This is a genomic window from Actinophytocola xinjiangensis (assembly GCF_001921215.1).
GTDB lineage: Bacteria > Actinomycetota > Actinomycetes > Mycobacteriales > Pseudonocardiaceae > Actinophytocola > Actinophytocola xinjiangensis.
On sequence record NZ_MSIF01000030.1, the window covers coordinates 85,863 to 93,822 of the forward strand.

Annotated in this window: 9 protein-coding genes; all 9 read left to right on the forward strand. The window is 73.7% G+C overall.

The window, feature by feature from the left end:
• Positions 1–127: 127 nt before the first annotated feature.
• A complete protein-coding gene (locus BLA60_RS36790) occupies positions 128–1,738 on the forward strand; it encodes an aldehyde dehydrogenase family protein (RefSeq protein WP_245812417.1) in 1,611 nt (536 codons plus the stop codon).
• Between the two features lies 1 nt (position 1,739).
• Positions 1,740–2,879, forward strand: coding sequence for an acyl-CoA dehydrogenase family protein (locus BLA60_RS36795; RefSeq protein WP_075137690.1), 1,140 nt, complete (start codon positions 1,740–1,742; stop codon positions 2,877–2,879).
• Positions 2,879–4,126: an aspartate aminotransferase family protein gene (locus tag BLA60_RS36800; protein ID WP_075137691.1), complete on the forward strand. Its 1,248-nt coding sequence runs from the start codon at positions 2,879–2,881 to the stop codon at positions 4,124–4,126. Before BLA60_RS36795 ends, BLA60_RS36800 begins: the two co-directional genes overlap by 1 nt.
• Positions 4,127–4,138: 12 nt before the next feature.
• Complete coding sequence (locus BLA60_RS36805; RefSeq protein WP_075137692.1) at positions 4,139–4,603, forward strand: type II toxin-antitoxin system RatA family toxin; 465 nt, start codon at positions 4,139–4,141, stop codon at positions 4,601–4,603.
• The gene (locus BLA60_RS36810) at positions 4,603–5,007 is read left to right on the forward strand and encodes a hypothetical protein (RefSeq protein ID WP_075137693.1); all 405 of its coding nucleotides are present in this window, start codon (positions 4,603–4,605) and stop codon (positions 5,005–5,007) included. Before BLA60_RS36805 ends, BLA60_RS36810 begins: the two co-directional genes overlap by 1 nt.
• The gene (locus tag BLA60_RS36815) at positions 5,004–5,921 is read left to right on the forward strand and encodes a ferritin family protein (protein ID WP_075137694.1); all 918 of its coding nucleotides are present in this window, start codon (positions 5,004–5,006) and stop codon (positions 5,919–5,921) included. Before BLA60_RS36810 ends, BLA60_RS36815 begins: the two co-directional genes overlap by 4 nt.
• Positions 5,921–6,961 (forward strand): beta-ketoacyl-ACP synthase III, encoded by a 1,041-nt coding sequence (locus BLA60_RS36820; RefSeq protein WP_075137695.1) that lies wholly within the window; start codon positions 5,921–5,923, stop codon positions 6,959–6,961. The genes BLA60_RS36815 and BLA60_RS36820 overlap by 1 nt, the downstream gene beginning before the upstream one ends.
• A gap of 14 nt (positions 6,962–6,975) precedes the next feature.
• Positions 6,976–7,215: an acyl carrier protein gene (locus tag BLA60_RS36825; RefSeq protein ID WP_075137696.1), complete on the forward strand. Its 240-nt coding sequence runs from the start codon at positions 6,976–6,978 to the stop codon at positions 7,213–7,215.
• The coding region (locus tag BLA60_RS36830) for a beta-ketoacyl-[acyl-carrier-protein] synthase family protein (protein WP_281257512.1) at positions 7,215–7,960 on the forward strand (746 nt) is incomplete at its 3' end. The genes BLA60_RS36825 and BLA60_RS36830, both read left to right, overlap by 1 nt.

Here is a 7,960-nt window from a genome sequence, read left to right on the forward strand (position 1 = left end):
CCGCGACTTGCCGGTCAGACTTCTGTCAGCGGCGAAATCACCTGCGAGTGCGCTGTCAGCGCATTATCAGGACTCTTTGTCAGACTCGAATTCGAGCACTTTACGATACGGCAAAGGAATGTCCTCGGTGACGCTGATCTCGACGCCCGGCCCCCGGCCCCCGGCCGCGATCCCGGCGTACCTGTCGCACGTCGGCGGACGGGACCTCGACTCGACCCGCCACCTCTACCCGGTCAACGCCTCGGCCGTGCTGGACGACGTGTTCACCGCGCTGACCCGTCGGCGCCGCCTCGAACGCGGCGAGGACCTGCCGCCGACCGACGTGCTCGGCCGCTGCGCGGTCGCCGACGAGCAGACCGTCGCCGCCGCCACCGCCGCCGCGGCCGCCGCCGCACCGGAGTGGGCGGCGACCCCGCTGGCGACCAGGATGGCGCTGGGCGGGCTGATCCGCGACCGGCTGGCGCAGCGCGCCGGGGACCTGGTCGACCTGCTGGTCGCCGAGGGCTGCCCGAGGACCGTCGCCCGCTGGCAGCTCGACGGGCTGGCCACGGTGTTCAGCCGCCAGACCCTCGACCACTGCGCCGGCCAACTGCACCAGGAGTTCCGCCACGGCGACCGGACGCTGATCCTGCGCCGGGTGGCCGACGGCGTGGTGTGCGTGAACCCGCCGCGCAACGCGCCGGCCGCCAGCGCCCTTTTCGGCGCGTCCGCGCTGCTGGCCGGCAACGCGGTCGTCGTGCGGGCCCCGCGCAGCGCCCCGCTGGGGGTCCTGTTCGCGCTGCGCGAGCTGGTCCTGCCGGCGCTGGCCGAACTCGGCGCCCCGCCCGGCACGCTCAACTTCTTCTGCGCACGCCCCGGCCCGGTGCTGCGGGCGTGGCTGGACAGCGACCAGGTCGACGACATCTTCTACACCGGCGACGTCGAGCGGGGCCTGGAACTGGAACGCGAGTGCGTGGCCGCCGGCAAGAAGCCCGTCCTGGAGCTGGCCGGCAACGACTGCGTCGTGGTGTGGCGCGACGCCGACCTCGACGGCGCCGTGGCCGCGCTGACCGAGAGCTTCCACGGCTCCGGCCAGCTCTGCATGGCCCCCAACCAGGTCGTGGCCCACCCCGACATCGCCGAGGCGCTGCTGGCGCGCCTGGCGCAGGCCGCCGCCGCCATCCGCCCCGGTCACCCCGGCGACGAGGACGTGCTGCTGTCCCCCGTGCTGGGCGCCGAGCGGTTCTTCGGCTACCTGCGTGACGCGCTGGACCGGGGCGCGCGGCTGGTGTGCGGCGGGCGCCGGCTGGAGGTCGACGGCGAACCGTCGGACACCGGGCCGTTCCTGGAGCCGACCGTGCTGGCCGTCGACGGGCTCGCCGGCTGCCGGGAGTACCCGGCCGTGGCGCGCGAGACGTTCTTCCCGCTGCTGCCGGTGATCGTCGCCGAACCGGGACCCGACCTGCTCGACCGGGTCCTCACGCACGTCAACACCAACCGCTACGGTCTGCGGAACTCGCTGTGGGCCGGCGACGACGCGGTGATCGACCGGTTCGTCGCGCGCACCGCCAACGGCGGTCTGCTCAAGGTCAACGAATCCCACCTCGGCTGGGTCCCGTACCTGCCGACCCACGGCGGCACCGGCCTCACCGGCGGGGTGTTCGGCGAGGCGAACTACCCGATGCTGCGCACCTCGCACCTGCAGGGCATCTCCCGGCCGCGCGCGGCGGCCACCGACGCACACCGATTGGGGAGCTGAGATGCAGTTCATGGAGGCGGACCGGCAGGTCTGCGACAAGCTCTTACCGGGGCTGCGCCAGCAGCTCACCGAGATCCCGCTCGCCGACCTGGAGACCGAGGACAGCCCGGCGATCGAGATCTTCCGCTCCCACGGCGGCACGAACCTGCTGGTCCCCGAGTCCTACGGCGGCCTGGACGCCTCCGCGCTGGAGGCCGCGCGGGTGGTGCGCGCGCTGGCCGCCACCGCCCCGTCGATGACCGTGGCCACGATGATGCACCACTTCTCGCTGGGCACCCTGTTCGCGGTGTCCGAGCTGGTCGCCGACGAATCCGATGTGGACAACCTGTTGCTGCGCCGGGTGGTCGGCGAGCGGCTGCTGGTCGCCTCCGGGTTCGCCGAGGGCCGCACCGGGCAGGGCATCCTCGCGCCGACGATGTCGGCGACCACCGAGGAGGGCGGCTACCTGGTCAACGGCTCGAAGAAGCCGTGCAGCCTGGCGCGGTCGATGGACCTGCTGACCGCCAGCGTCGCCGTCGAACAGCCCGACGGCTCCACGTCGTTCGGTCTGCTGCTGCTGCCCGCCGACACCCCCGGCATCTCGGTGCACCCGTACTGGTCGACCTTCGCGCTGGCCGGCGCGGAGAGCGACGAGGTGCGGCTGACCGACGTGCTGGTCCACCCCGACCAGGTCATCGCGCCCGACCCGTCGCTGGCCGACGCGGTCGACGGGCTCACCACGGTCGGGCTGATCTGGTTCCAGCTCACCGTGTGCGCCACCTACACCGGCATCGCCAGCCTGCTGGTGGAGAAGGTGCTGCACGGCGCACGCGGCAGCGCCGGGGACCGGGCGGCGCTGGCCGTTCGGGTCGAGTCGGCCGCCGCGCTGACCGAGGGCCTGGCCAGGCGGGTGGACGCCGGCGAGACCGACAACGACACCCTGGCCGCCGCCCTGGTCACCCGCTACGCGGTGCAGGACGCGGTCACCGCGACGGTCAACCAGGCGGTGGAACTGTTGGGCGGCATGGCGTTCATCGGGTCCAGCGACGTCGCCTACCTGGCTGCGGCCGCGCAGGCGATCGCCTTCCACCCGCCGTCGCGGACCAGTGTCGCCGGTGGGCTGCTGGACTACTACGCCGGCTACCGGATGGTCGTGGCCTGATGACCGTGGTCACCGACACGTCTACTGTGGACGGTGTGCTGGCCGGCTACCGGCGGCACCTGTCCAGCGGGCGGGCGGCGTTGGGCGCGATGTTCGGCGGGGACGTCGAGGTCGGCTCGGCCGGCGCGTGGGTGCGCACCAGCTCGGGCCGGCGGCTGCTCAACTGCGGCGGCTACGGGGTGTTCCTGACCGGCGCCCGGCACCGGCGGGTGCTGGCCGCGGTGCGCGAACAGCTGGAGACCAACCCGGTGGCCACCCGGCTGCTGCTCGAACCCCAGGCCGCGCTGGCCGCGCGGGACCTGGTCGCCACCATGCCACCCGGCCTGGACCGGGTGCACTTCGCCTGCGGCGGCTCGGAGGCGGTCGAGGCCGCGATCAAACTGGCGCGGGCCAACGGGAAACGCCACCTGGTGTCCATGGTGGACGGTTACCACGGCAAGACCCTCGGCGCGCTGTCGGTGACCGCCAAACCGGTGTTCCAGCAGCCGTTCCAGCCGCTGCTGCCGGACGTGACGCACGTGCCGTTCGGCGACGCCGCCGCGCTCGGCGACACCCTCGCCTCGCTCGGGGGCGAGGCGTGTGTGATCGTCGAGCCGGTGCAGGGCGAGGCCGGCGTGATCGTCCCGCCGCCCGGCTACCTGCGCGAGGTCGCGCGGGTGTGCCGGGAGCACGGCGCACTGCTGGTGCTCGACGAGATCCAGACCGGACTCGGGCGCCTTGGCCACTGGTGGGGCGCCGACCGCGACGGCATCGCGCCGGACGTGCTGCTGGTCGGCAAGGCGCTGGGCGGCGGCGTGCTGCCGGTCTCGGCGATGGTGGCCACCGAGGAGGCGTTCGCGCCGTTCGACCGGGACCCGTTCATCCACACCTCGACGTTCTCCGGCGCGCCGCTGGGTATGGCGGCGGCCAGGGGGGCGATCGCCGCGATCCGCGAGGACGACCTGGTGACCAGGGCCGGCATGCTCGGCCACCGGCTGCTGGCCGACCTGCGTGGGCTGCTCGGCGACGTGCTCGGCGAGCGGGTCGCCGAGGTTCGCGGGGTCGGGCTGTTGATCGGCATCGAGTGCGCGGTCGAGGGCCTGGCGGGGGAACTGCTGCTGGAGCTGATGGCGGCCGGGGTGATCGCGAACCACTCGCTGAACTCCGACCGGGTGCTGCGGCTGACCCCACCCGCGCTGCTGGACGACCGCGACCTGCGGTTCCTGCTCGACGCGTTCGAGCGGGCCGCTCGCGCGGTGCTCAACTGAGGAGGGAAAGGCATGCGGAGCGTCGCACTGACCGTACGGATCCCCACCGACGACGCGCGGAACGCCCTGGCGCGGATCGCCGACTTCGAGCGCTACCCCGCGCTGGCCGCCGACGTGCGCCAGGTCGAGTCCCATGTGGACGGAAGCGACTGGGTGGTCAACTTCCGGCGCGGCCTGTTGCGCTGGACCGAGCTGGAGACCGTCGACTTCGGACGGTCGCGGATCGACTTCCGGCAGCTGTCCGGCGACTTCGCCGAGTTCACCGGCCACTGGCGGATCATGCGCGGCATCGGCGGCTGCCTGGTGCACTTCGCCGCCAGCTGGGACTTCGGCATCGACAGCCTCGCCGGCCTGATGGACCCGATCGCCGAACGGGTCATCAAGCGCGTGGTGTGCGACGTGCTGTCCGGCCTGTTCGGCCCGACGACGGTGCTCGAGGGCGGCGAGGCGCTCACCGACCTGCGCCGGGCCGCCTGATGGACGCCACGGTCGGGCTCGGCGGCGCCACCACCACCAGGGCCGTCCTGCGCGTGGAGTACGGCATCGCGCTCGGCGTGTGCGTCGCGCTGATGGCGCTGCACCTGGGCGAGGTGCGCTGGCTGCCGGCGGTACTGCTGTTCGCCGGCATCGACGTCGTCGGCTACCTGCCCGGTCTGCTCGCCCACCAGCGGCGGCGCACCGACCTGATCCACCGCGCCTACTACGTGCTCTACAACCTCACCCACAGCTTCGCCACGCACGCCGCGCTGATCGGGCTGTGGGTGCTGGTCGCCGGCTGGGAGTGGGCGCTGCTGGCGATCCCGATCCACCTGCTGGGCGACCGGGCGCTGTTCGGCACGTCGCTCAAACCGTTCGCGGAGCCGTTCGAGGCCGACAAATGATCACCGACTGGGACGGCTCGCCCGGCCTGCTGGAGGGCGCCGCACGGGTGGAACTCACCGCGCGCGAGGCCGGCCTGCGCTACTGGCTGACCAACGTCGCCCAGGGCACCCTCGCCGGCCGGCCCGACGGGTACGACCCGGCGCTGGAGATCCCCGCCTACATGCGGGAGCCGGGGCCGCTGCGGGAGGCGATCGCCCAGGAGTACGCGTTCCGCTCGGCCGCCGAGGACCGGGCCGCCCGCGCGCTGGCGTACCTGGTGGCCGCCGCCCCGGACACCGCGACCATGGAGTTCTACGCCACCCAGGTGCTCGACGAGACCCGGCACGCCATGGTCTTCCGCAACCACCTGCACGCCCTGGGCGTCACCGACCCCGACGTCGCCCGCGCCGACATCACCGCGATCCTCGACCCGCTGGAGGACTACGGGCTGTCGGTGATCCGCGAGGACTTCGTCGGCGGCGTGGTGATGATGGCGATCATCATCGAGGGCGCGCTGGCGCCGGCCGCCGAGCTGTCCGAGCGCAAGTGGGCGCCGCTGGACCCGGTGGCCGCCGAGATCGACCGGGGCGCGGGCATCGACGAGATCCGCCACCTGAGCGTCGGCGTGTCGATCGCGGCCGAACACCTGGCCGCCCACCCCGGCGACCGGGCGCGGATCGCCGAGCTGATCGACGCCGGGATGCGCATGTGGACGGTGCTGCCGGTGCACGAGATGGTGCTGCGCCGCGAGATCCTGTTCCAGCAGGGACTCGACCAGCACGCCGACGTCGTCGGGGACCACCAGATCTGGCCGGGCCGGCGCCTGATCGACACCACACCGGACGAGCGGCTGGCCGCCGCCGACCGGTGGAGCGCCGAGCTCAAGGCCTCACGCCTGCGCCAGCTCGGCCTTACCGTCCCCGAGGAGCGCTGATGCCCGCCACCGCCAGGATCCTGCCCTTCCCCCAGGCCGGCGGCACCTCCGCCGTCGTCTGCGGGCTCGGCACCTGGGTGCCGCCCAGGGTCGTGCCCAACGCCGAGATCGCCGCCCGGCTGGACACCTCCGACGAATGGATCCACGCCCGCACCGGCATCCGCGAGCGGCACGTCGTCGACCCCGGGATGGCCACCTCGGACCTCGCGGTGGAGGCCGGGCAGCGGGCCCTCAAGTCCGCCGACACCGACCGGGTGGACGCGCTGGTGCTGGCCACCACCACCCCCGACCGGCCGTGCCCGGCCACCGCCCCGGACGTCGCCCACCGGCTGGGCCTTGACCGGTGCGCGGCCTTCGACGTCAACGCCGTGTGCACCGGGTTCCTCTACGGCCTGGCCTCCGGCGCCGGGCTGATCGCCGCCGGGGTCGCCGAGCAGGTGCTGGTCATCGGCGCGGACACGTTCACCACGATCATCGACCCGGACTGCCGGGCCACCGCCGCGATCTTCGGCGACGGCGCCGGCGCCGTCGTGCTGCGCGCCGGGTCGGCGAGCGAACCGGGCGCGCTGGGCCCGTTCGACCTGGGCAGCGACGGCCAGGACGCCGACCTGATCACGGTGGCGGCCGGCGGCTCCCGCCAGCGGTCCACGAGAAGGCCGGCCGAGCCGGGCGCGGAGTTCTTCACCATGGCCGGCAAGGCCGTGTTCCGCAAGGCGATCTTCCAGATGGCCGGCTCGGCGCAGACGGTGCTGCGCAAGGCCGGGCTCGGGCTGCGCGACATCGACCGGTTCGTCATCCACCAGGCCAACGCGCGCATCCTCAACGGCGTCGCGGACATGCTCGGCCAGCCGGTCGACAAGTTCGTGCGCAACATCGACCAGGTCGGCAACACGGCGGCGGCCTCGGTGCCGCTCGCGCTCGACGCCGCCTGCGCCAGCGGAGAGCTGCGCCCGGGGCAGCGGGTGCTGCTCGGGGCGTTCGGCGGCGGCCTCACCTGGGGTTCGACCGTGCTGCGCTGGCCCGAACTCGAAGCCGTGTGAGTGGAGGAGCCGACATGTCGACAACCGTTCTCCAGCGCCTGCGCGAGCTGCTGGTGGACCACTTCGGCGTCGAGGAGCACGAGGTCGTCCCCGAGGCGACCTTCGCCCAGCTCGACCTGGACTCGCTGGGCATCGTGGAGTTCGCGCTGGTCGCGGAGAAGGAGTTCGGCGTCGTCCTCGCCGAGGACGAGGTGAGCCCGAAGGCCAGAGTGGCCGAGGCCGTCGACCTGCTGACCGCGAAAGGGTGTCGGTGATGGCCGGCTTCCACGCCGCCGTCACCGGACTGGGCCTGGTCACGCCCGGCGGCGTCGGGGTGGCGGCCAGCTGGCGGGCGATCCTCGACGGCCGCCCCACCGCCACCACCGACCCGGCGCTGGCCGGCCTGCCGGTCGACTTCACCTGCCGGGTCCCGGACTTCGACGCCGACACGCTGCTCGGCCGGCGCACCGCCTGGCGGCTGGACCGCTACGTGCACCTCGCGCTGGTCGCCGCCCGCGAGGCCATCGCCGACGCCGGCCTCGACCCGCGCGGGTGGGACGGCGCGCGGGTCGGCGTGGTCATGGGCAACGCGCTGGGCGGCGTCGGCACGTTCACCACCCAGCACCACACGATGATCACCGAGGGCGCCGGCAAGGTCTCCCCGCTGCTGATCCCGATGATGGGCGTGAACATGGTCGCCGGCTACCTGGCGATCGACGCCGCCGCGCACGGCCCGAACCTGGTCACCTCCACGGCCTGCGCGTCGGCCACCACCGCCATCGGCACCGCCCGCGACCTGCTGGCGGCCGGGCGCTGCGACATCGTGCTGGCCGGCGGCGCCGAGGCCGGCCTGACCCGCCCGATCGTCGCCGGCTTCACCAGGATGGGCGCGCTGTCCGGGCGGGTGGACGACCCGGCCACGGCGTCGCGGCCCTTCGCCGCCGACCGCGACGGGTTCGTCGCCGCCGAGGGCGCCGGCGTGCTCGTGCTGGAACGCCTGGCCGACGCCCGCGCGCGGGG